Genomic DNA, 22,343 nt, shown 5'->3' on the forward strand with positions numbered 1-22,343 from the left:
ATCAGGAATTTAACTGAAATAATTCAAAAAGCCAGGCTGGAGTAACGGAGCTATTTTCCGTCTCAGAGTTTTTCTGCGAGGCTCCCGAATTCCGGCCGGCGTGAAGCCGGAGACTCCGGCTCTTTTTTTCCAGTCTTTTTGATTTCAGTTTCCTTGTTTTCAGATTCATAGGGAACTATATTTGCAAAAAACTCTTCTACCAGGCTTCCTACTTCCCTGGGAGTCACATCAAGAAACTCTCTACTTTCTTCGGGTGGGAAATATCCAAAAACAGAAAATTTGCCCAGCTTGCGCATCTGAGAGCCCTGATAGCGGGCATCAAGGAGGATCCTTACCCCGAAGTCTCCGGGAGAACGGACAACCCTTCCCATTGCCTGCCTTACCTTCCTTATAGTTGGCACCTGAACTGCAAATTCCCAGCCTTCTCCGCAGCCAAAGACGGTATCATATGCCGATTCGACAGCTTTTATCCTGTCGTTCAGGGCAGGGTACCCCACGCCCACAACAATCACGGTTCTGCCGCGAGAATCTCTGAAGTCAACACCTTCGCTTAACGTTCCCCATAGATAGGTGATGAGTACAGCCTTTCCTCCCTGTTCCCCTATTTTGAAAAACTCTTGCCTGATTTCCTGAGCTGAAACCCCTACCTCATCAAGAAAAATCGGAACCGAAAGCTCAGGCTCAAGGAGTTTTGTATAGCGGAGGGCTTCGGCGTAGCTCTGGAAGTAAATAATTACATTCCCAGGTGAGGCAGCAGTAGCAGCAAGAAGCGAGTCTTTCAAACTTTCCAGAGTTTCAGGGCTGTCCCTGTTTTTTGCAAAGAGAGGAGGAACTGAAACTGCGAGAGTAAGCCTTCTTTCCTGTGGAAAAGTGGTCCCATAAGTTATTTCTTCCACTTCCCGGGCAATACCAAGTGTGGATTTAACCATCTCGAAAGGCCGGAGTGTGGCAGACATCAGAACTGCCGAATAAACGGAATCAAGCAAAGGTTGGGTCACATTCTTGGGAATGCAGGTGAAAAGTTCAAGCCTCCCGACCACCCTGTCACTTTTGAAGTCCCTCCGCATGTTTAGGATCGGATAATAGTTCTGCCTGTCCGAAAGCACAAGATAGGAAGAAAGAAAATCGGCAACATATCGGATCTGGGATCGTTTGGGCACGGAAAGGAGACCTTTTTTGTAATTTTCAGCGTAGATCTCTTCCAGCCTGCCCCCGAACTCTCCGATCTCCCGCAGCCGTGTCAGTACTTTTTCTTCATCTGCAAACCCTTCTTTCTTTGCATCCCGCAAAAAGCGAGCCTTCAGGATGTCGAGACGTTCATAAGGGTCGCTGATCTGGATATCCTGCCAGTGTTTTCCAAGCCTGTTCCTTTCCCCGAACTTCAGTTTTGAGTCATAGGTTTCCCTTACAGAGGTCAGGAGGCAGGAAAAAAGCCTCTTGGCATAGAGCCGGGATGCATAGTCCTGGTCGAGAGGAATCCCTATACCCGGTCCTGAGCCTGCTCCGAATATGGGGGAATTTTCAGGCTCAGGAATTTCCCCAACTTCGGAAAGGGCTTTTTCAATGGTCAGCTCTGAGAGCATTATGGAGGAATGGGATCGGGCTGAAGCCTCAATGTTGTGAGCTTCGTCAAAGATAAGAATAATATCTTCAGGGTCTTTTTCAAGCCATTTAAGGAGAGTTATGAAAATATCAGCGTTTAACACATGATGGAAGTTGCAGATCAGGAGTTCCGTGTTTTTGAGTTCCTTTTTAAGAAGCTCGTACCCGCACATGTCCCGATCTTCCGCATATTCCATTACTTCTTCGGGACTCTTTACATCGGAAAAAAGCCAGGAAGAAAACTCACTTCCCTCGAACCTGAGGACTTCATAAAGCCTGGGACAGGAGTGGTTCCTCAAGGACTGAGCTTTTTTTCTGGCTTCTTCAAGTTCTTTTTCAAGCTCGTTCCTGAGGGTATAAAGCGCAGGATCTTTTGTTTTTTTGTGTTTTTCATAGGCGTCTTTGAGTTCTTTTTCCTTTGAAGAGACTTCCCGTTCAAAATCAAGGAGGTCGTAGGTATTTTCACCTTTGAGCCGACATTCTTCATAGTCGAGATTATCTGGACACATGGAAGTCTTGCCCTTAAAAACAATTGTTTTTATACTGTTGTCCCTGTTGATATCCCTGGCTTCATTGATGAACTGAACCATCTGCTGGTGGACATTTGTGACTATAATTACTACCTTGTTGAGTTTCTTCCCCACATGCAGTGCAGGAGCAAGTGCACTCAGAGTCTTGCCTGTGCCACATGCCCCTTCAAAGAGCACTATTTTCTCACTCAAGAGAGCAGAATGAATCTTCTCCATAGCTTCTGCCTGGTTGGGGTAGCAGCTCTTTTTTGTAAAGTATCTCATGTATCCGTTCTTCTGTTCCATGCGCTTAATCCTGTGTTTTATCTCCGAATTTAAAAATTTCCAGACAGGGCATCAACTTAATACAGGCTTACGGGTGGAAGACTTATGTATCTGTTGAGTGGTATTCTACCTGATGGATGGCTATTTCTACCTGTCGGGGAGGTTTCTCATCGTGTTGACAGTTGAATGCATTTTCCTGCTGAGTTAATACTGATTCTCCGGCATACAGAGCATTGCCAATAAACCTTATATTATATAGGTTATTTTGAGAGTACTCACATCAGGTATAAAAAGAACATACGAAAAAATCGAGGAATTTTCAGGTGGACGAAAGAAGTCAGATGCTTGCAAACGAAAAAATAAGTAAACTTCTCCTTAAACTTTCAGTACCGGCAATTGTAGGAATGCTGGTACAGGCTTTCTACAACCTTGTGGATACGATATTTGTAGGCCATGCTTATGGAGCAGATAGTGTCCAGGCTATAGGAGGAATTGCCGTAGCCTTCCCGATCCAGATGGTAGGGATGGCTGTAAGCCTTGCCATAGGGATAGGGGGTGCATCAATAATCTCCCGTCGCATGGGAGAAAAGGAGATGAAAAAAGCCGACAAAACATTTTCAAACCTGATATTCCTGTCCATCCTTTCAAGCCTGCTGATCACCGGAGCCGGGATTTACTTCATAGTGCCCCTCCTGAAAATATTTGGAGCTACGGATACTATCCTTCCCTACTCCCTCGAATACCTGGAAGTAATCCTTTACGGTACAGTCTTCTTTTCACTTGCAATGGTGACAAATGCTGTTGCCCGTTCCGAGGGAAATGCAAAGGTTGCCATGAATTCCATGATGATGTCCGGAGGCCTGAATATAATACTTGACCCCATCTTTATTTTTGGCTTCGGGATGGGGATCAGGGGAGCCGCTATCGCAACGGTTCTGGCCCAGGTGATAGGAGTGCTTTACATTGCCCGCTACTTCCTGAGCGGGAAAAGTATACTCAAGTTTCACCATGCTGATCTTAAGCCTGACATCAAAATCATAAAAGAAGTCCTGGAAATAGGAATGTCGCCCTTTGCACGAAACGTGTCAAGCAGCCTCATGGTAATAATCCTGAATAACTTCCTTGCTCTCTATGGTGGAGACATAGCGATTGCTGTCTTCGGGATTATCAGCAGGCTTCTTATGTTTACCCTCATGCCGATGTTCGGAATTATCCAGGGACTTCAGCCGATTGTAGGCTTCAACTACGGAGCAAAAAACTTTGAGCGTGTAAGGGAATCGGTAAAACTTGCTATTATTATCACCACGTGCATGTCCATTGCAGGTTTTCTGGTACTCTACCTGTTTCCTGAGCAGCTTTTCGGTATTTTCAGCGGAGACCACCAGCTGATAATTGAAGGAAAACACGCCGTAAGAATAGTTGTGCTTGCAACTCCACTTGTAGGTTTTCAGGTAGTTGGAGGAGCACTTTACCAGGCACTCGGCAAAGCAAAACCCTCCCTGTTTTTATCCATGTGCAGGCAGGTGCTTTTCCTGATCCCTCTTGTACTTGTACTTCCCAGGTATCTGGAACTCTTCGGGGTCTGGGCAGCCTTCCCGCTTGCGGATACCCTGGCTTTTGCAGTAACCCTGATCATGGTTATCCGGGAATTCAAATTGCTTGCTGAAAAAGGAGAAAATGTGAGAGGTGACCCGGTTGCAGGAAACTTACCTGCTCGCGGGAATTGACAGGTTGTAATAAGCAGTTACTGCAAAATAGATACTGAAAAATAGTTACTGTAGAGCGGGACCATCAGCTGCTTCTAATTCCTCATTTTTACCAAGAACACATTCTCTGTCAAGGTATTTATTTCCCCATTCGCAAAGCGCATCCAGAACAGGGAGCACGGTTTTTCCAAATTCTGTCAGAGAATATTCAACTCTGGGCGGGATTTCAGGATAAACCTCTCTTAAAACAAGTCCGGCTTCTTCAAGCTCTCTGAGCTGTTTTGTTAGCATTTTAGGAGAAATTCCCTGCATGCTTTGCTGGAGCCCTGAAAATCTCAGTTTTTCTGCTTTTAACTGCCAGAGAATAAGAGGTTTCCATTTGCCGCCTATTACGTCCAGAGTCGCTTCAACTGGACAACGATAGCGTTTATTGTTTTTTGCCTCACTTACCATAAGCTTTCATTGTATCCTTTTTGTTACTAAGTACCCAGACTGTATGTATAGTATATAAGTATAGTTGCTGTAAATTAAATATCAATAAATGGAAGTTATTGACAGAGAAACCTTTGTATTGCTAAAAAAAGCTCAAATCAACAGATAAAAGGTGTAAACAAAATGAAAGTCATAGGTATTGTTGGAAGTCCCCGAAAGAACGGAAATACAAATATCCTCGTCCAGCAGGTCCTCGAAGGCGCAGCAGAAGCAGGTGCTGAGACCCGGAACTTCTTCCTCAATGAGATGAACTACAGAGGCTGCCAGGGCTGCAACTACTGTAAAGCCAATGACAAATGCAAACTTGAAGACGACCTTATGGAATTATTCGATGAACTTGCAGCAGCTGATGGCGTTGTATTTGGTTCTCCGATATACTTTGGTCAGTTTACAGGCCAGATGCGGCTATTCCTTGACCGCTGCTATTCCCTTATAAATGCTGATTTCTCTTCCCGCCTCCCTGCAGGGAAAAAAGCTGTGATTATAGGAACACAGGGAGCCCCTGAAGCTACAGCTTTCAAAGGAGTCTATGAGGAATTCGCAGGGCAGATCTCAAACTTCATGCACATGGATGTAAAGGATACGATAGTAGGAGTTGGATACCACGCCCCCGGAGAAGTAAAGAGCGATTCCGAACTTATGGAAAAAGCGAAAAACACAGGTCTTAACCTGTTTAAATAAAAAACCCGAGAAAGAAATCAAAAAGGAGAAAATAAATCGGGTGAGAGAAACTTTGAGAGAGGTTTTCTCACCCTGATCTTTCAGGAATGAACAGGAGGAAGCTGAATTGGAAACTCTTGAAGCAATCCACACTCGCCGAAGCATTCGAAAATACACTGACAGACCGATTCCAAGAGAGCTTGTTACTGAACTGCTCAGAGCTGCAATGAGTGCTCCGTCCGCGGTTAATGCCCAGCCCTGGGTCTTCATTGTAATTGATGACAGAAAACTTCTGGATGAGATTCCTACATTCAGCCCTTATGCCGGCATGTGCCGGGAGGCTCCTCTTGCAATCCTGGTCTGCGGGGATACGACCCAGGAAAAAGCGCCTGGATATTGGGTACAGGACTGCTCTGCAGCCGTTCAGAACCTCCTGCTCACAGCTCATGATGCCGGGCTAGGAGCCGTCTGGACAGGGATTTTTCCCATGACAGACAGAATCAAAGGTTTCAGGAAAACTTTTGGACTGCCGGACTACGTATTTCCTCTCGCGCTTGTGCCTGTTGGCTACCCTGCCGAAAAACCCGGACCTCAGGACAGGTACAGGGAAGATAAAGTATACCATAACAGGTACGGTCAGAGGAAAGAATGATACTGTAAGTACCAGTAGAGAATCAGGACTATTTACAGGCTGGTGATTTATTGACAATAAGAGTCGTTGCAAAAAACCAGGTCAAACCTGAAAAAGTTCAGGAATTTATGGGTTTGTGCAAAAACCTTGTTGAAGAGACATTAAAAGAAGAAGGCTGCATAGAATATGGGGTATATCAGGAACTGGAGAATCCGGAGGCCCTGACAATGTTAGAAGAGTGGAAAGATGAAAGCAGCCTGGATGAACACTTAAAATCCAATCATTTTAGAGAGATATTCCCTTTGCTTTCAGAGTGCCTTGAAAAAGAAACTGAAATAAGCATATGCAGAAAAAAGCTGTGACGTATAAATTTCAGTCCTCAAACTGTGCTCTCATTCGTTTTTTGAAGATTTTCCGTCAAACTCGGTATACACGAATTAACATAGAGGCATTAATGCGTAAGAGGGTTGGGGATAAGTAGCTATGGCAGAGAAAATCAAGATAGATAACAATGTATTCGTCTACCCAATGCCTGTGACCCTCCTCGGGGCAAACTTGAAAGGAAAAGCCAATTTCATGGCTCTGGGCTGGGTCAGTCGTGTAAATGCAAACCCGCCAATGCTTGGAGTGGGAGTTCACAAATCCCATTATACACCAGAGGGTATTATGGAGAACAGAAGTTTCAGCGTGAATTTCCCTCACTCCGAAATGGTGAAAAAAACTGACTACTGCGGGCTTGTTTCCGGGGAAAAGGTTGACAAATCAGGTCTGTTCGAAGTATTCTACGGAGAGCTCGAAACCGCTCCCATGATCAAAGAATGTACACTGAACCTCGAGTGCAGGCTTATTGAAACTCTGGAGTTTCCGACAAACTTCTTTTTTGTGGGAGAAATCGTTGCTGCTTATTCGGAAGAGCAGTACCTGACACAGGGAAAGCCCGATATTAAAAAGATGGAGTCACTGCTCCTTACCATGCCTGATAACAGCTACTGGACCGTGGGAGATTATGGGAGAGAAGCCTGGAAAACAGGTAAAAACCTGATTGGCAAAAAAGAAATTGAAAAGAATTAACCACTCAAGAGAAAGAACTTGAAAAAACAGGCAATAAGTAGTAGGAGAGATAGCAATGAAAGTCGTAGCATTTAACGGAAGCCCTCGGAAGGAAGGCAATACAGCTTCTCTAATTAAGCATGTCCTTTCCGAACTTGAAAAAGAAGGAATAGAAACCGAAGTCGTGCAGATAGGGGGAAAAAGTGTACACGGCTGTATTGCCTGTGCAAAATGTTTTGAAAAATTGGACCGAAAATGTGTAATTGACAAAGACATTGTCAATGAGTGCATTGAAAAAATGCTTGAAGCCGATGGCATAATCCTTGCCTCACCTACATATTTTGCAGACCTGACTCCCGAGCTCAAAGCCCTTATAGACAGGGCAGGCTTTGTTGCAAAGGCGAATAACGAAATGTTCAGGTACAAAGTGGGAGCAGCTGTTGTTGCGGTAAGGAGAGCCGGATCGGTCCATGTCTTTGATTCCATCAACCATTTCTTCACGATTTCCCAGATGATAATTCCAGGATCCAGTTACTGGAACATAGGGATAGGGCTTGCCGAAGGGGATGTCGAAAAAGATGAAGAAGGCATCCGGACCATGCAGGCTCTGGGCCAGAACATGGCCTGGCTTTTGAAGAAACTTCATCAGTAACTTAGCGAAAGAGGCAGCCTTAATTATTTATTCAGGGAAACGAATTTCATGGATAGAACAAGGGGGAATAAAATGAAAGTACTTTACATCCTTGCACATCCTGAGCCAAAATCCTTTAACGCTGCCATGAAAAATACAGCTCTCACCGCCCTGAAGGAAAAAGGGCACGAAGCAAAGCTCTCCGACCTTTATGCAATGGAATTTGACCCTATCCTGAAGGCTTCGGACTTTCCTGAAAGAAAAAACCAGGATTTTTTTAACCCATTCCTCGAAGCTATCAAAGCCTCAAAAACAGGGGCTTTTTCACCGGATATTAAAGAAGAAATGGAAAAAGTAAAATGGGCTGACCTGCTGATATTTCAGTTCCCTATTTACTTTACAGCCATGCCAGCCATAATGAAAGGCTGGATTGACCGCGTCCTGGCTCCGGGGTTTGGCTTTAATCCCGTAACTAACAGTGCCTACGACACCGGACTTTTCAAAGGAAAATCGGCAATGCTCTCCTTTACTACCGGCGCTCCGAAAGAAATGTATTCTGAAGGGGGAGCGCATGGGGATATTCATAAACATCTCGAGTCCGTAACTCACTGCATCTTTGAGTTTATGGGAATGAAAGTGCTGCCCTCTTTCATAGTTTATGAGGCCAGTGCCATGAAGCGGGAAAAAGGAACTGAAGAACTGGAGAGATATCGAAAGAGAATCTCTGAACTATAAATACAGAGGAAAACGCCTTATTTCTTTTTTTTGAGATTCAGGACCGGAAAACCAGCTTGAATCTCCTACTACTTTTAAATAATATTTATATAGAATATTATTATAAAAAACTTTATTAACCGTTATGTATGTTCAGACATATCATTTAACTTCCATCTGAAGAGGTTCTTGAATGAAAAAAGTCTGCACATTCATAATTATCATGTTACTTGCAATGGTTCTGTCTGGCTCAGGGTGTGCTGAGAAAGGAGCGTCCATCCCTGTTTCGGAAAACCAGGAGAAAGAGTTTACCGGGAGGCAGATTACGGTTTGTTCCGGCGCCGGGCTGATAAAACCAATGAACGAATTGATTGCAAATTTTGAAAACGAAACCGGGGCAGATATCGAGGTCCGCTACGGAGGAAGTGCCGAAATCTTCGGAATCCTTACCTCAAAAGAGTGTGACGTTTTTATCCCGGGGGATTACTTCTACACAGGACAGGCTATGGAAAAGAATTACGTTTTCAATGAAAGCGTGGCAAACCTGACCCTGCATGTCCCTGTAATTGCAGTTCCCGAGGAAAACCCGGCAAACATAAGCGGGCTTGAAGACCTGGCAAATCCCAGAGTAAAACTGGCCCTAGGTGACCCAAACGGACCTGCAATAGGCAGAGTCTCGGAAGCAATCTTCACAAAGGCGGGAATCCTTCCCGAAGTAGAGAATAACACAATTGTAAAAACTGCGACCGTAAACCAGCTTCTCATTTACGTTGTATCCGGAGAAGTTGATGCGACAATCATCTGGGAAGATATGGCAAGCTGGAGTGAAGCCAGCGGAAAACTCGAAATTATCCCTATTCCCGAAGAACAGAACAAAATAAAGACCATACCCACAGCAGTTTCCATATACACCGAAGACCCTGAACTGGCAGAAGCATTCAACGTTTATATTGCTGGAGAAGAAGCAGAAGAGGTCTGGGAAAAATGGGGCTTTGAGCCATGCGATTCCTAAAGTCCCGGTATATCTTAAGATTTCTGGACATCTTAAAATCCCTGGATATTTTAAAGTATCCAGACATCTTGAAATCTCCGGACACGAACCATTCCTGGTTCAGGAACCTCACTATAGGCATTGCCTTCTTCTTTACCTTTTTACTGTTATTATCAATCGGAGTCCTGCTCTTCGTCCTTAAACCCTCGGAAATCCTCTCAGCCCTGCTTTCGGAAGAGATGTTCTATTCCATGAAGCTTTCCATGCTGACCTCATCAGCTTCGACCCTTTCGGTCATGTGCTGTTCGATCCCGACAGCCTATGCCCTTTCCCGATTTTCATTTCCGGGAAAAAGTCTCATAAAGGCAGTGCTTGGGCTTCCGATGGCTTTTCCGGAACTGGTAATGGGCCTTGCCCTCCTGCTCCTTTTCGGGCACGGTTTTCTCGGGCCTTATCTTGAGGCAGCAGGAATAAAGGTGACCTTCACAAAGCTCGGGATAGTAGTTGCCCAGTTTTTTGTTGCTTTTCCTTATGCTGTAAGGGTTATCTACTCCACCTTTGAAGACATAAACCCGCGGTACGAACAGGTCTCAAGGAGTTTCGGGTACGGAGAATTCGAAACTTTCAGGCATGTAACCCTTCCCATGGCCAGAAGCGGGCTCTTTGCTTCGAGCATAATTACCTTTGCCCGCTGCATAGGGGCTTTTGGAGCCGTACTCGTACTTGCCGGAGGCTCTTACATGCACACCGAAGTCCTGCCCGTAACCCTCTATCTGAACATTTCCTACGGGAATCTGGAAATGGCGGTGACAAGCGGGATTTTACTTATGGGAATTGCTTTTCTTGCAATCCTTAGCTTTGAAAGGTTTGAAGGAGGAAAGCTGTGAGTTTTCTGGAAGTCAGGGACATCTGCCTTGATGTGGGGAGCTTCGAGCTTAAAGGCATATACCTGAAAGCTGAAAAAGGGGACTATGTGGCGCTGATAGGTCCCACAGGCAGCGGAAAGTCTCTCCTGCTTGAAACCATAATAGGGTTTTACGAACCCCGGAAAGGAAAAGTTTTCCTTGAAGGCAGGGACATAACCTCCTTTTCTCCTGACAAAAGGCAGATCAGCATAGTGTACCAGGACAACATGCTCTTTCCACATATGGATATTTTTGAAAATATCGCATACGCCCTCAGGAAAAAGCTCAGGGACAAAAAGCAGATAGAAATCGAGGTAACGCAGATTGCCGGAGTCCTCGGGATAAAAGAACTTCTGCACAGGAAGCCGGATACCCTGAGCGGAGGAGAAAAGCAAAGGGCATCCCTTGCAAGAAGCCTTATTGCCAGACCAAAACTGCTCCTGCTGGACGAGCCTTTCAGCGCACTTGATGCGAGAACAAGGGAAAAACTCAGGGAGATGCTGAAAAAGGCAATTGCGGACTACAGCACCACTGTCCTGCATGTAACCCATGATTTCGAAGATGTCTGGGCCCTGGCAAATAAGGTTGTAGTCATAAGAAAAGGGGAAGTTATGCAGGCAGGAGACCCTGAATCTGTCTTCAGGCGGCCATCTCCCGATTTTGTGGCTGAATTTCTGGGTACAAACGTGCTCAAAGGAACGGTAAAGGCTCTCGAAGGAAAACTCGCTGTACTCGATGCCGAAAGCCTGGAAATCTATTCCGCAGACCCAGCCGAACCCGGAGAAGATGTCACGGTTTCCATCCGCCCGGAAGAGATAATTCTTGCCAGAGAGGCCGTGGAAAGTTCGGCCCGGAACACCTTGAGGGGAAGGATTTCGGGAATTTTCAAAAAGGAACACCTTGTTGTGGTCGAGGTGAAGATGGGAAGTGCAGAAATTAAAGCCGTGGTTACACCGACTTCATGTGAGATGCTCGGGCTCGAACCGGGCAGGGAAATATATGCTGTATTTAAAGCTTCAAATGCCAGGATAATAAGGTAAATTCAGAGATAAGATAAATTCACAGGCAAATTGATACGAAAAAAGGCAGCAAAGGAAAAGGAAAGAGAAACACAGAAAAAGAAATTTATGAAGAGAATTATTGAGGCAAAGCATGATAGACCTTTTTGACCTTTACTTTTACGAGGATTGCCCCTATCAGGATGAAAGCGCAGAACTGCTCAGACTTGAAGGCTGGGGAAAAATGAGGATTGTTTCAAGAGAAAACGGGACCTGTGCCTGCGCTGGAGAGCTGGCAGAATATTACGAAAGAAAAGGCCTGAAAATCCGGAATTACCTCGAAGATGGGATGACCTTCAAGCCCGGAGATGCAATTTTCGAAGCCGAAGGAGATCTCAAACTCCTGTTCAAGCTCTGGAGAGTTTCCCAGACCTTCCTCTCCCTCATGTGTGCCATTTCCACAAAAACAGCCTCTCTGGTGAGTGCAGGCCGAAAAGCAAACCCGGATCTTATTATTGCAACAAGCCGAAAGACCCATCCGGGATCCAGGATATTTGAGCTTAAAGCTGTCCGGGCAGGCGGGGGAGATATCCACAGGAACTCCCTCAGCGACTCCATCCAGCTCAGTCAAAACCACCTGGAAGTTGCCGGAGAACTGGGAAAACTCAGGGCTATGAAAAAGATAGAAATCGAACCCCGGACAAGGAAAGAAGCATTTAAATATGTCGAAATGTCGAATATAATGCTCCTTGACCACCTTTCTCCGGAAGAACTGCGGGAACTGGGACCCGAACTTAAGAAGATCAACCCCAAGCTTGAACTTGCAGTGGGAGGAATTGAGGCAAAAAGGATTCCTGAATACGCTCCCTTTGTCGATATCATCGTCATAAGCGCTCCCTATTACGCAAATCCCCTTGACTTTACAACGAAAATCGAAAGGCTGTAAGCTGAGAAAAAAGTAAAAGGTGGACGCATGTCAGAAAGCAAAAACCTGCACGAAATCGGGAAGAAGGAAGAAAGCGGAATCCTGCCCGCCCTCGTAAGTGCGCTCAAAAACGATCTGGGTCCTGCCCTTGAAGAAATCGAAGTAAAGGATGTAAGAATAGGGCTCGCCTATACAGGAGTCCTGCTTTCAGAAAACTACGGAGGCGTTGCCTGCACCCCCCTCTACGAGTTTTCCTGCTGCCCTGCCCTCGGTTTTGCGGGCTTTCTGAAAGGTAAAACTGCGGATAAGTTGCTTGAACTCTCCCTGTCAAAAAATCCCCTTGAAGCAGCCGTTGGAATTGCAACAGCAAATGCACTTTCCCATATGCTCCGTGATATGGAGCCTGAAAGCTTCCCAGTTTCAAATGCAGACATCCTTGACCTTGTAAAACCTGAAGACAAGGTTGCAATGGTAGGCTATTTTGGACCTCTCATCCCGAGAATCCTGAAAATAACCAGGAACTTCACAGTCCTTGAAAAACGCGAAATCGATTCCCCTAAAACCAGGATCCTGCCCTCGGAAAAAGCCAGAGAAATCCTTCCTGCATCGGATGTGATCATCCTTAGCGCAAGTACTCTCGCCAACCGGACTTTTGATGAACTCCTTTCCCTCAGGAGTACAGCAAGGGAAGTGGTCCTGCTCGGCCCAAGCACTCCTCTCTACCCTGCCCCATTTTTTAAGAGAGGAATTACTGCAATAATGGGAACCCTAATTATTGATCCCTGGACAATGCTTACGGTGGTCAGTGAGGCAGGAGGTACCAAGAAACTGCACAAGTGCTGTGGGGAGAAGATCGCGTTCCAAAATAAAAAAAAGCTAGGATAAGTCCTCTTGAGCGAGCAGAAAGAGACAGTACCGATATAGTAATGAAACCATTGAGCTTGCATATTTATCTTATTAGCGTTTGAAAACCAGTAACGATAGAAGCCCTAAAATGACCATTATTGAAGTAAATCCGGGTGTTTGACGCGTTGTTGTTTCACCATCTGCGCCCTTTTCGCCTCCACGATCTTCAATTGCCACTTCTCCCCAAATAAAAACGACTGGTACTTCATTTATTCCTTCCTTTTCACAATGATCCTCGATTATTTGATATATTTCATCAATTATTGACTCATTAATATTTTCCGGAGTATTTTTATCGAATTCTACATACAAATATCCCCCCATTCCACTACAACCAAAGGTCACTACAGAGCCACCATTTGATCGCATATATGGGTCTATTTTAAATGGAAGATCACTAAAACCAGAACAGTTAGTAAGTAAATTAATCCATTTTTGTTTTTCTTCTTCTTCCTTTCCTATTTCAGGCATTGTTCCTCGAGCAGCTATAAATCTTGGATCATTTTTAATTTCTTCGAAAAGCTCCGGTCCATAGTTAGGTAATGCAGGAATCTCTTCATCATATTCGGAGTCATTTAATTCGTTATCATCTGCACTTGCGGAAGCGCACAAAAAAACAGAAACACAAATGATAAGCGTCAGCCATTTGCCAATATTCCTTCTTTTGAGCATTTAATCAGACCTTATTAGTTATTTTAGAATTCTAACTTGCATCATTGTATAAAATAATCTCAAAATCAATCAACTGCATAATTTCCTTATGCAAAAAATTGGCAGAGCATGAAATACTTTTTAAATTTTATAAGTTTTATAGTTACGTGCTTAAAAAGAGAATATTTTAAAAATACTTTTTCTGCTTACTGTGGCTGTGACTGTCAAAAATTGACCTGAGAAGTTGCAAACAACGTCGTCATCTGCAACTCCTGATCATTTATATACTTCAATGTTCAAATTACTTAGCCCAATTTATTATTCAATGTAGTACGTGACCTGTACTGACATTGAAACGGTAGACTCGCCTGGCTGAACAGGAGTGGAACCTGCTCCCATATCTTTTTCTGCTGTTGCCATATCGTATTCGTAATATACTCTGGAACCGCTGCTTTCACTTATAGATGAGGTCTGTACACCAATTACCTCAACTCCCAGGCTCTTAGCAAGCGTAGCGGCTTTTGATGATGCATCAGCTACTGCTTCACTCATCAGGTCTTCACGAAGCTGCTTTTGCATGTCATTAGATACTGAGAAGGAAATACTTCCTATCTCATTAGCTCCGGCAGCTGTGGACCTGTCAATGATCTCACTAAGGTTGTTGAGCTTTGTGGTTGTGATCTGCACGCTGTTGGATGCAGAGTAGCCTGTAATTATTTGTTCTTTATCATAATTATATACCGGGTACACGGAAACATAGGATGTCTGTATCTCCCTGTCCTGCAATCCCATTGCTTTCAGTTCTGCTATTACAGCGCTCATAAGGGCTGCATTTTCATCGGCTGCTTCCTTTGCAGTTGCAGACTGAATTACAACACCTATTCTCAATGTTGCTGTGTCAGGGACAACTTTCTGTTCAGCATACCCACTCATGGAAATAGTACTTTCCGCATCCTTTTCGGATCCATTCTGCGAAATAGCGTAGATTGATGCCGACATTAGCACCAGAACAATTGATAGCGCAATGATACTGTAATAAAACTTATCGTTTTTATCTTCCTGTGGCATTTTTCACATACTCCTCTTTCAATGCTTTGTTAACTGGAAATTCAACTAATTCTAGCAAGTCATAGATGTACACGCACATATTAAATAATTACTTAAACTTCAACTGCAACCGCAGTTATGATAATCGCATGATATTGAAGGAAAAATATACATAAAGTAATGAAAAGAGAAAGGGTTAAAAGATGAAAAAAAGGACCCAGTTCTCCCGAAATAGGTTCTTAAAAATTATATCCATGTGTAATAATGGCATTTGATATCTTTTTTCATTAATTTGGATTAAATGCAAGAAATGGGGAGTACAAAACAATAAAAAGAAAAATAAAGGCTTATTAATTCTTAGAATTGAATATAATTTATTGACATATTGTTTTTTTATTAGGGAATCAATAAGAATATATTTAAGTCATGAAATAAGCTCTATAAGCTCTTAAATAATAGATTATTTTGGGGATACTATAGGGGATAGATAAAGAAAAACGCGAGACCTGGGGGTATGTAAAATATGTTTGGAGGATACGAAAAAAACGTTTCCAAACAAAAGGATTTCTGGATAGAGTTTTTCGCAAATAGGAGAGACGGTGGCCATAGATCTTCATCTGAAGAATTTATTTCCATGGAGGCTAAGGAAAAACTATTCCATCTTGATGGGGGCAAAACACTACTTGACTTCGGATGCGGTGCAGGCGAACTTCTGATTTATTACGCACCGGGATATGAAAAGCTTGTAGGAGTTGACTTTTCCGCATCCATGCTTGACGAAGCAAGCAAAAGAGTCAGGGAAAGAAAATGTGGGAATGTATCATTAATCCAGGCTGATGACAAAACTGTCTGGGATAAACTGGAATCTTCTTTTGATCGAATAACCGCAGCTGGGGTGCTTCAATATTTGACATTGAAAGAAATAGATAGTTTTGTCTTTAATGCATCAAACTATCTTAATAACGGGGGTAAAATAGTATTGTTCGACATACTGGACCCTCGTTTATATCCATTGTGGAAAATAGGACTGTTCTCAGAAGATGCAGATATCTGGAAAATTTTACGCAAAATCGGTTTTGAGTTAAAGGTTATATTATCGGCAAGCCTGAACAATCGCCCAAAAGATATTCTCGGGTTTGCCCACAATCCCGGTACAATTAAGAAAGTAGCAAACAAGTATGGTTTTGAGACTATTTTCGTACAATCAATGTATTATGAATACAAATATCATGCAATAATATCTCGAATTTCAGAGGCTAAGCCTCAATGATCAAAATAAAAGGGAATAGCATCGTTAAAAGAGCTTCTAAAGTTCAGAAAAAAAGGAGGAATATATTTCTTCCTTACTTCATATACTGACCCTATACCGTCCAAAGTTCTCCTTCAGCCTATTTTCACAGTCCCTATCGTCGGCATCAAACCCTCTATCTTTTCATCCTGATAAGAATAAGGAAATGACATCCATATATGCTGATTGAAGGAGTTGGATCTAAATAAATAGTGAGAAGGAAATAAATCCTTAACGAGTAACTAACGTATTATGTTTCAACAACTTATATCGACTTCATTATTATCAGTAACTTCACCAGAATCCGTTACTTCCAGATGTACCGTATAATCCCCACATTTATTGTATGTGTGTATGGGATTCGGCTCGGTTGAGGTTGTTCCGTCTCCAAAATCCCACAAATATTTAGAACCTTGACTTCCTTCTGAAGAAAAGTTTACTGTAAAAGATTTAATTGAAGCCTGAGCTATTGGGACTGCGTTTACCGATGCAGCTGTCACTGATGCTACAAAGAGTACTACCAGCAAAACAGCCAGTATCTTCTTTACTGTTAATTTCATCATTTATTTACGCTCCCTACTTTGTTTTATTTGATACAATTTAAAATCTTAATTTTACATGCCAGTAAAAGTGACTCCAAATTGTATCAATAGGGAATTATTATTCAAATAATGTAATATAACAAGAATTATAAATTAGAAATCGATTTTTAAATTTTCTAAATTTATGCTTATTCGCTTAAAAAGAGGATTTTTTTAAAAATATTCTTATTTATGCCTACTTCGACTGCAATTCTGCCGAAAAATCTGGATCGATATTGAAAGAAGAAAGTCGCTTTCGGAATACCAAGAACTGTTAAAAAATAGATTTGAAATGTATGAATGCCATACATTTTCTTTTTTTAAAAACATAAGGAGGTGTTACCCTCCTTTCATTGCTTATTCTTCCCTGGTGCAGGGAAAAACTGAATCGTTTACTTCCTTGCTTTGATCTTCTCAAAGAGCTGTTTCAACGTATCTTCGTTACTCTTCGTAAACTCAAAGGGCGAGGTTGTGAAAGGTTCGAAGTGCACTGGCACGTCATCGAGCCTGTAGAAGGTTCCATCACATTCCATGGCATCAATAACTCCCGGAAGCACAACATCCGAAGCGGCTGTGCTCGGGCAGGGAGCGATATCCAGACAGACCATTGGAATTTCGGCAAGATAGGCTGCACAATCCGCAGGGATATGGCAGACAAGATCAGCGCACATCACAAAGGCCGCATCTACATCTTTTTCCCTCAGCACGTCCACAGTTGTATACTCCCCTGGGTTGTAACGTGGATGTCCGCGCATGAAATCAAGCCCGAAGGGGTAACCGTACATATAGGAAGCAACCTGATTAAAGCCTGCAACGTTGCAGTGGCCTCTGAGAGCTCCGAGAGTGAACTTGGCATAGTTGTTCAGTTCCTTCACAAAGTTCATGGCAATCTCGGCATTCCTGTGCTTTCCGATGGATGAAGAAAGTCCGAGACCCACAGAGATGGCTCCGAAGTTGCAGTTCTTCATCATATCAAGCATCTCTTCCATGACCGGGATAGGAACTCCTGTTATCTCTTCCACTGACGGGTGGGGAGTTTTCCCGTGGAGAAGTGTAAGGAGAGCACTTATCAGTTCGTAGTCAGAGCTGGGTTTGAGCTGCACGTGCAGGTCGGAAGCTACGGCAGTCGGAGTTTTTCTTGGGTCCACAGTAATAACCGTACGGTCAAAACGCCCGCGTTTGGTCCAGTAACCTCTCGGGAAAACCCCGTACCTGGACATCTGTCTCGGCATTGATTCGAGAGGGTTAGTTCCCCAGTAAACTATAAGGTCGCCCCTGTTTTTCTTCTGCCCTTCGGTTGCACCGACTTTTCCGGATTCTTGAATTCCCATTGCTGTCGGGCCGTGGCAGATAGTAGCATTGGAGTCAACAAGCGCACCCAGGTATTCTCCGATCTTGAGACCGATTTCGTGAGCCTCGCAGGAGGTTTCACTGCCCATGAAAAGCAGGGGTCGCTTTGCCGAAACAAGGATATCGGCAGCTCTTTCAAGGGCTTCGTCCCAGGCTGCAGGAGTCAGTTTCCCATCAGTCTTTATAAGGGGCTGCCTGAGCCGGTGGGAACTTAAAACCTCCTTGAACTTGGCATTTCCCATTTTACATGCATTTCTGGCCTCAATCTTTCCGTCCCCGAACTCAACCTGGATATCATCACAGGACGCCCCACAGACCGGACAGATTATGTTTTTGTAAATCATGCTCACTGCCCTCCGATATAAACTTTCAGTACCACATCTTCGGCGCTGAGAACCTCTTCTTCCGAGGGTTCAATATTTACAGGTGCACCCTTGTAGAGAGGAGAGCCCGTAGAAAGGGTATCAGGATCAATAACAACATTTGACCAGATAGCCCTCGGCATGAAAACCTGTCCCGGCTGGACCGAATCCGTACATTTAGTATAAACGACAATCGAATATTTTCCGTTCCTGCTTGTTACTTTCACCTTATCAGGGGAACAGAGGGACACGAAGTCCACAGGAGAGATCCAGCAGGACGCACACTCCATAGTGTAATCATCCGTGAACTTATCCCCGCCTTTGGCAAGCCTGCCTTCATCAATCGTACTTCCGGTAATGAGTAATACTTCCATACCTCTCACCTCAGAGCTCCGGGTTTGCATCTGCAGACACATAGAGAGCTCCTTTTGCCCTCTTGCTGATCGCATAGTCCCCTGTGAACTTCTTGAACTCACCTATTATCTCAGTCTCACCCAGAGTGACTCTGTTTTCCATGGACACGAATTCGAAACCAGGGGAGAAGCGCTGTATTTTGCCTCCTATAACTATGGTTCCGCCTGCCATTTCTACGCCTACTGTGCGGAGAGCTCCACCTTTTACAACAATGAGACCACCGTTCTGGCGAATCCCGCAGAAGCCTTCAACATTACCTTCTACAAGAATTTCACCGCCGTCCATGCCGCCTCCGAGCTGGTGCCTTGCCGAGCCTTCAATAACTATGCAGCCACCTTTCATGCCATGCCATTTGCCTCTGTAAGCACAGCCCACATGATCTCCGGCATTGCCTTTAATGTGCAAAAGTCCTCCCAGTATTTCCATGCCAGCCCAGGAATCGGCATCTCCGTAAACGACTATTTCTCCTCCTTTCATCCCTGTTCCAACATGCATGCCTGCAGAACCTTCGATCTCAATTTTTCCCGCACTCATGCCTTCTCCGATCCTTTTGATCCTCATTGCATCACCTTTTATGCGGATCAGGGTCTCAGATGCAGAGCTGCCTGCGTTGCCTATCACTTCAAAGAAATCGGAAAGAGGGTAGGTTTTGGGACCCTGCCAGATGGATAGAGCTCCTATTTCCTCTGAAGTTTTGCCTGCAAAGGAGTCAGGAGTTATAACATCTGCTTCCAGTTTGATGTCAATCTCTTTTTTAGGAATAAGCGTTACTTCTTCCATTTCTCCAACGCTTTTTCCGGTATCGGTATTTTTATGAATAAGTACTCCCTCTGTCATCACTTCACCTCTCACCGTTAACCTGTATGGGAATCGGGTTTGCCAGGTATTTTTCTGGAGTCGGGTAGTTGGCAAAACCAAGGGTGTAGTATCTGAACCACTCCTTCACGTCAGCCAGCATCTCTTTTTCCCGCTCGTTTTCGACATGCACTTCGGAATAGTAGGTCCGCTTCTCAGGCAGGGAGACAATTTCTCCTTTAGCCGCCACAATTTCGCCGTCCTTCACAGTGTATTCTGCCTTTCTGAAGGTCTGGAGGAGAGCTTCGTAATTGTTTGCGTCAAGCTGCTGCGGGTTTATATTGTAAACCGTAACATCCCCGTCTGCGCCTACTCCAAGAGAGCCTTTTCTGTGAATCATACCAATCGTCTTTGCAGGGTTGGCCCTTGTCAGGATCGCAAGGTCATATAGGGAAAGTTCCCGGTTTACGCTTCCGAGCTCACTCCTGTCATTTGCCCACTTGTGGCACTCACTGAAGGTCTGCTTCCTGAAAGCCTCGGACATGAGCCAGGTCATGACTTCAGGGTATTTCGTAAACGGTCCGCCGTTCGGACTGTCCGTGGTCATTATGGTCTTCCAGGGGTCATTGATAAGCAGGAGGCATTCAAGCCCCATTGCCCACTGCAAACTGTGCACAGGGTTGGACTTGAGGTAGGTAAAGGGAAGGACACCCGAGCCACACTCCATTTCAACGTCAGTGTTCGACCACTTGTTTCCTGTAAGGGTATAAAGGTCGTGAATGGCAGGCCCGTCTCCGGTCATAACTGTCGCTTCTCCGAAGGGAGTACATCCACTGTCGATTACCACATGGTCCCTGTTGTTGACGTAATCTGCAATGTCCTTAACTCCGGACTCGCAGTCTGCCCAGGTTGTGCCTGCAAAACTGTTGAACATCAGATGGGTAAGGTATACGGAACGGTCCCTTGAAGGGTCCATTTTAGTTTCAGCCCATTCCACATCCATGTTCTGCTTTGTCTTTACTCCATCAGGGATCTTAAGAGAATCTTTGGTAATTGCATAGCAGCCAGGGTGGCCCAGGTTATTTGCGTGCAGGTGGACTGGCATTGGCATGCCGAGGGTTTCGTTGATCTCGGTAAGCCCCTTAATGACTTCTCTAGGAGTAATCTCGAAATGGATGTTGGTTTCGTCAAGAGTGCTTATGTTCTTGCCCCATGCCCAGTTTTCGACTCCTGCAGGGTTGACGCATTTGATCCCGTATGTCTTGTGAGTCTTCATCATCCAGGCCACATAAGCAGCCGCCTTTTCCATGTCCCCGTCCCTGAAGTAGCGCATCAGGAAAAAGTTGTTTCCGAGCACCAGATACCCTCCCATATCAAGAAGAGGGGTTGCACACATCTCTTCATGGGTGTGACGGGCTTCGAGAGGAGGAACCGCAGCTTCAAAAACAGTTGTATAACCCATTGCTGCGTAGTCATATCCCTGCTTGTAGACAGAGGGGACGGTATAACCCGAACCGGCATGAGTGAGAGAGGTCTTCTGAAGATTGGCTTTATAATGGTCTTCAGGGCGCATCATTCTGCCTGCATTGACCTTTGCACCTGCTACGTGGGAATGAGAGTCAACCCCTCCTGGCATAACAGTCATGCCTGAAGCATCAATAACCTTTGACTCTTTCATTTCAGCTGCAGAAAGCTCTTTTACGACTTTTCCGTCCCTGACGAAGATATCCATAACTTCCCCGTTTATTTCGTTGAGGGGGTCAAAGACGTATCCGTTCTTGATTGCAATTGTTCCTGCCATTCATTCCACCTCTTTTTTCACAAGCCAGATAGCATTAACAGGGCAGATAAGGGCGCAGGCTCCGTCTGCTCCGCAGCGTTCCTGGTTTACAACCGAAACTTTCCCATTTCTAACCTCAAGGAGAGCTTTTTCATCCATATCGTTCAGGTACCCGGAAGCAAGTTCACGGCTATCCAGAGCATTTACAGGACAGACGATCACACAGTTCCCGCAGCCCAGACAAGCAGCATCATCCGTTTCCAGGCGGGTGCGGAGCAGGGCTTCAGGGACAGGAACTTCAAGCAGCTTTTTCTCGAGGGGACCCTTTTTCTCCACATCCGGCAGAATTGAAGTTTTTCTGACGTCAATGGCATCCACAGGACATGAAACAGCACATGCCCCGCAGTAAATGCAGGCATCCGGACGGTGACTAATCTTTTCGACTCTTTCTCCAGATTTAGCTTTTTTATTGAAAATAGCATTAGCAGGACAGACTTCCACACAGGTATGGCAGGTCTGACAGACATTTTCATCCCGTGTCCAGCGTCCTTCAAAGGGCTTTTCCACAGAAATAGCATTTACAGGACAGACTGCCGCACACCAGCCGCAGTGAATGCAGCACTCTGTATCAATGAGGGTCTTTCCGACCAGTTTCAGGCTTCCATCCCCTGAAATCTCCCGGGTTACCTCAATGCAGCCTCTGGGACAGATGTCCGCGCATAGCCCGCAGTGGACACAGTTTTCATTTACTGTTGTTGGCTTCATAGCCTCGAAAACATAGGATTTGTCATTGAGGGTTTTTCCTTCCTGCCTCAACTCAAGAGCCCCTGTGGGACAGACTCTCGCACAAATCCCGCAGACAATGCAGTTTTCACTTTCTTTCATTTCCAGGAAATCAGCATCCAGGAGCCCTCTAGCTATAGCTCCCACGGCCCCCACTGCCAGGGTACCTTTGGGGCATGCCTGTACGCAGGTCCCGCAGCCAATGCATTTTTCGGGCTTATAGACCAGCTGCCTGTCTTTTTTTTCGGAAAAGACTGACAATCGCATCTCATCTTGCATTTTATTTA

The 22,343-nt window shown here is 44.7% G+C and carries 23 protein-coding genes; 13 read left to right on the plus strand and 10 right to left on the minus strand.

Annotated elements, in window-relative coordinates; all coding sequences use genetic code 11:
- Positions 1 to 62: 62 nt before the first annotated feature.
- The gene (locus MSHOH_RS20275; RefSeq protein ID WP_048142416.1) at positions 63 to 2,417 is read right to left on the minus strand and encodes an ATP-dependent DNA helicase; all 2,355 of its coding nucleotides are present in this window, start codon (positions 2,415 to 2,417) and stop codon (positions 63 to 65) included.
- 302 nt (positions 2,418 to 2,719) lie between these two features.
- Between MSHOH_RS20275 and MSHOH_RS20280 the strand changes: the two genes are divergently transcribed.
- Complete coding sequence (locus tag MSHOH_RS20280) at positions 2,720 to 4,123, plus strand: MATE family efflux transporter (protein ID WP_048142418.1); 1,404 nt, start codon at positions 2,720 to 2,722, stop codon at positions 4,121 to 4,123.
- 45 nt (positions 4,124 to 4,168) lie between these two features.
- Here the strand turns inward: MSHOH_RS20280 and MSHOH_RS20285 are convergent, their stop codons facing one another.
- Entirely contained in the window at positions 4,169 to 4,555 is a 387-nt protein-coding gene (locus tag MSHOH_RS20285) for a winged helix-turn-helix transcriptional regulator (RefSeq protein WP_048142420.1), read from the minus strand.
- A 162-nt stretch (positions 4,556 to 4,717) separates the two neighbouring features.
- On the opposite strand from MSHOH_RS20285, the gene MSHOH_RS20290 reads away from it, so the two are divergent.
- From MSHOH_RS20290 to MSHOH_RS20340, 11 genes are all read left to right on the plus strand, one after another.
- Entirely contained in the window at positions 4,718 to 5,275 is a 558-nt protein-coding gene (locus MSHOH_RS20290; RefSeq protein WP_048142422.1) for a flavodoxin family protein, read from the plus strand.
- 106 nt (positions 5,276 to 5,381) lie between these two features.
- Positions 5,382 to 5,906: a nitroreductase family protein gene (locus tag MSHOH_RS20295; protein WP_048142424.1), complete on the plus strand. Its 525-nt coding sequence runs from the start codon at positions 5,382 to 5,384 to the stop codon at positions 5,904 to 5,906.
- 50 nt (positions 5,907 to 5,956) lie between these two features.
- Positions 5,957 to 6,247: a putative quinol monooxygenase gene (locus tag MSHOH_RS20300; protein ID WP_052730949.1), complete on the plus strand. Its 291-nt coding sequence runs from the start codon at positions 5,957 to 5,959 to the stop codon at positions 6,245 to 6,247.
- A 121-nt stretch (positions 6,248 to 6,368) separates the two neighbouring features.
- Complete coding sequence (locus MSHOH_RS20305; protein ID WP_048142426.1) at positions 6,369 to 6,956, plus strand: flavin reductase family protein; 588 nt, start codon at positions 6,369 to 6,371, stop codon at positions 6,954 to 6,956.
- Between the two features lie 55 nt (positions 6,957 to 7,011).
- Positions 7,012 to 7,587 carry a flavodoxin family protein gene (locus MSHOH_RS20310; RefSeq protein WP_048142428.1) on the plus strand — a complete coding sequence of 192 codons (576 nt, stop codon included), beginning with the start codon at positions 7,012 to 7,014 and terminating at the stop codon, positions 7,585 to 7,587.
- A gap of 72 nt (positions 7,588 to 7,659) precedes the next feature.
- Complete coding sequence (locus MSHOH_RS20315) at positions 7,660 to 8,301, plus strand: NAD(P)H-dependent oxidoreductase (protein ID WP_048143720.1); 642 nt, start codon at positions 7,660 to 7,662, stop codon at positions 8,299 to 8,301.
- 172 nt (positions 8,302 to 8,473) lie between these two features.
- Positions 8,474 to 9,292 (plus strand): molybdate ABC transporter substrate-binding protein, encoded by an 819-nt coding sequence (gene modA / locus MSHOH_RS20320; RefSeq protein ID WP_048142430.1) that lies wholly within the window; start codon positions 8,474 to 8,476, stop codon positions 9,290 to 9,292.
- Between the two features lie 68 nt (positions 9,293 to 9,360).
- Positions 9,361 to 10,158, plus strand: a complete 798-nt coding sequence (locus tag MSHOH_RS20325; protein WP_048143722.1) for an ABC transporter permease — start codon at positions 9,361 to 9,363, stop codon at positions 10,156 to 10,158.
- Entirely contained in the window at positions 10,155 to 11,216 is a 1,062-nt protein-coding gene (locus tag MSHOH_RS20330; RefSeq protein WP_048142431.1) for an ATP-binding cassette domain-containing protein, read from the plus strand. The genes MSHOH_RS20325 and MSHOH_RS20330 overlap by 4 nt, the downstream gene beginning before the upstream one ends.
- A gap of 112 nt (positions 11,217 to 11,328) precedes the next feature.
- Positions 11,329 to 12,120 (plus strand): beta/alpha barrel domain-containing protein, encoded by a 792-nt coding sequence (locus tag MSHOH_RS20335; RefSeq protein ID WP_048142433.1) that lies wholly within the window; start codon positions 11,329 to 11,331, stop codon positions 12,118 to 12,120.
- A gap of 27 nt (positions 12,121 to 12,147) precedes the next feature.
- Entirely contained in the window at positions 12,148 to 12,984 is an 837-nt protein-coding gene (locus MSHOH_RS20340) for a Rossmann-like domain-containing protein (protein WP_048142435.1), read from the plus strand.
- A 72-nt stretch (positions 12,985 to 13,056) separates the two neighbouring features.
- On the opposite strand, the gene MSHOH_RS20345 is transcribed toward MSHOH_RS20340, so the two are convergent.
- Both MSHOH_RS20345 and MSHOH_RS20350 read right to left on the minus strand, forming a co-directional pair.
- A complete protein-coding gene (locus tag MSHOH_RS20345; protein ID WP_052730950.1) occupies positions 13,057 to 13,677 on the minus strand; it encodes a hypothetical protein in 621 nt (206 codons plus the stop codon).
- A gap of 297 nt (positions 13,678 to 13,974) precedes the next feature.
- On the minus strand, positions 13,975 to 14,724 hold the full coding sequence (locus MSHOH_RS20350) for an SIMPL domain-containing protein (RefSeq protein WP_048142437.1): 750 nt from the start codon (positions 14,722 to 14,724) through the stop codon (positions 13,975 to 13,977).
- 502 nt (positions 14,725 to 15,226) lie between these two features.
- Between MSHOH_RS20350 and MSHOH_RS20355 the strand changes: the two genes are divergently transcribed.
- Complete coding sequence (locus tag MSHOH_RS20355) at positions 15,227 to 15,973, plus strand: class I SAM-dependent methyltransferase (protein ID WP_048142439.1); 747 nt, start codon at positions 15,227 to 15,229, stop codon at positions 15,971 to 15,973.
- Positions 15,974 to 16,248: 275 nt separating this feature from the next.
- Here MSHOH_RS20355 and MSHOH_RS20360 read toward each other — a convergent pair whose 3' ends face one another.
- The 6 genes from MSHOH_RS20360 to MSHOH_RS20385 form a co-directional block, all read right to left on the minus strand.
- Positions 16,249 to 16,554, minus strand: coding sequence for a PKD domain-containing protein (locus tag MSHOH_RS20360; RefSeq protein ID WP_048142441.1), 306 nt, complete (start codon positions 16,552 to 16,554; stop codon positions 16,249 to 16,251).
- Between the two features lie 410 nt (positions 16,555 to 16,964).
- Positions 16,965 to 18,266, minus strand: coding sequence for a formylmethanofuran dehydrogenase subunit B (locus MSHOH_RS20365; protein WP_048142443.1), 1,302 nt, complete (start codon positions 18,264 to 18,266; stop codon positions 16,965 to 16,967).
- 2 nt (positions 18,267 to 18,268) lie between these two features.
- Positions 18,269 to 18,658, minus strand: a complete 390-nt coding sequence (locus MSHOH_RS20370) for a molybdopterin dinucleotide binding domain-containing protein (protein WP_048142444.1) — start codon at positions 18,656 to 18,658, stop codon at positions 18,269 to 18,271.
- A 10-nt stretch (positions 18,659 to 18,668) separates the two neighbouring features.
- Positions 18,669 to 19,535, minus strand: coding sequence for a formylmethanofuran dehydrogenase subunit C (locus MSHOH_RS20375; RefSeq protein ID WP_048142446.1), 867 nt, complete (start codon positions 19,533 to 19,535; stop codon positions 18,669 to 18,671).
- A gap of 4 nt (positions 19,536 to 19,539) precedes the next feature.
- Positions 19,540 to 21,294 carry a formylmethanofuran dehydrogenase subunit A gene (locus tag MSHOH_RS20380; protein ID WP_048142447.1) on the minus strand — a complete coding sequence of 585 codons (1,755 nt, stop codon included), beginning with the start codon at positions 21,292 to 21,294 and terminating at the stop codon, positions 19,540 to 19,542.
- Positions 21,295 to 22,335 carry a 4Fe-4S binding protein gene (locus MSHOH_RS20385; protein WP_048142449.1) on the minus strand — a complete coding sequence of 347 codons (1,041 nt, stop codon included), beginning with the start codon at positions 22,333 to 22,335 and terminating at the stop codon, positions 21,295 to 21,297.
- Positions 22,336 to 22,343: the final 8 nt, after the last annotated feature.

Source organism: Methanosarcina horonobensis HB-1 = JCM 15518, assembly GCF_000970285.1.
GTDB lineage: Archaea > Halobacteriota > Methanosarcinia > Methanosarcinales > Methanosarcinaceae > Methanosarcina > Methanosarcina horonobensis.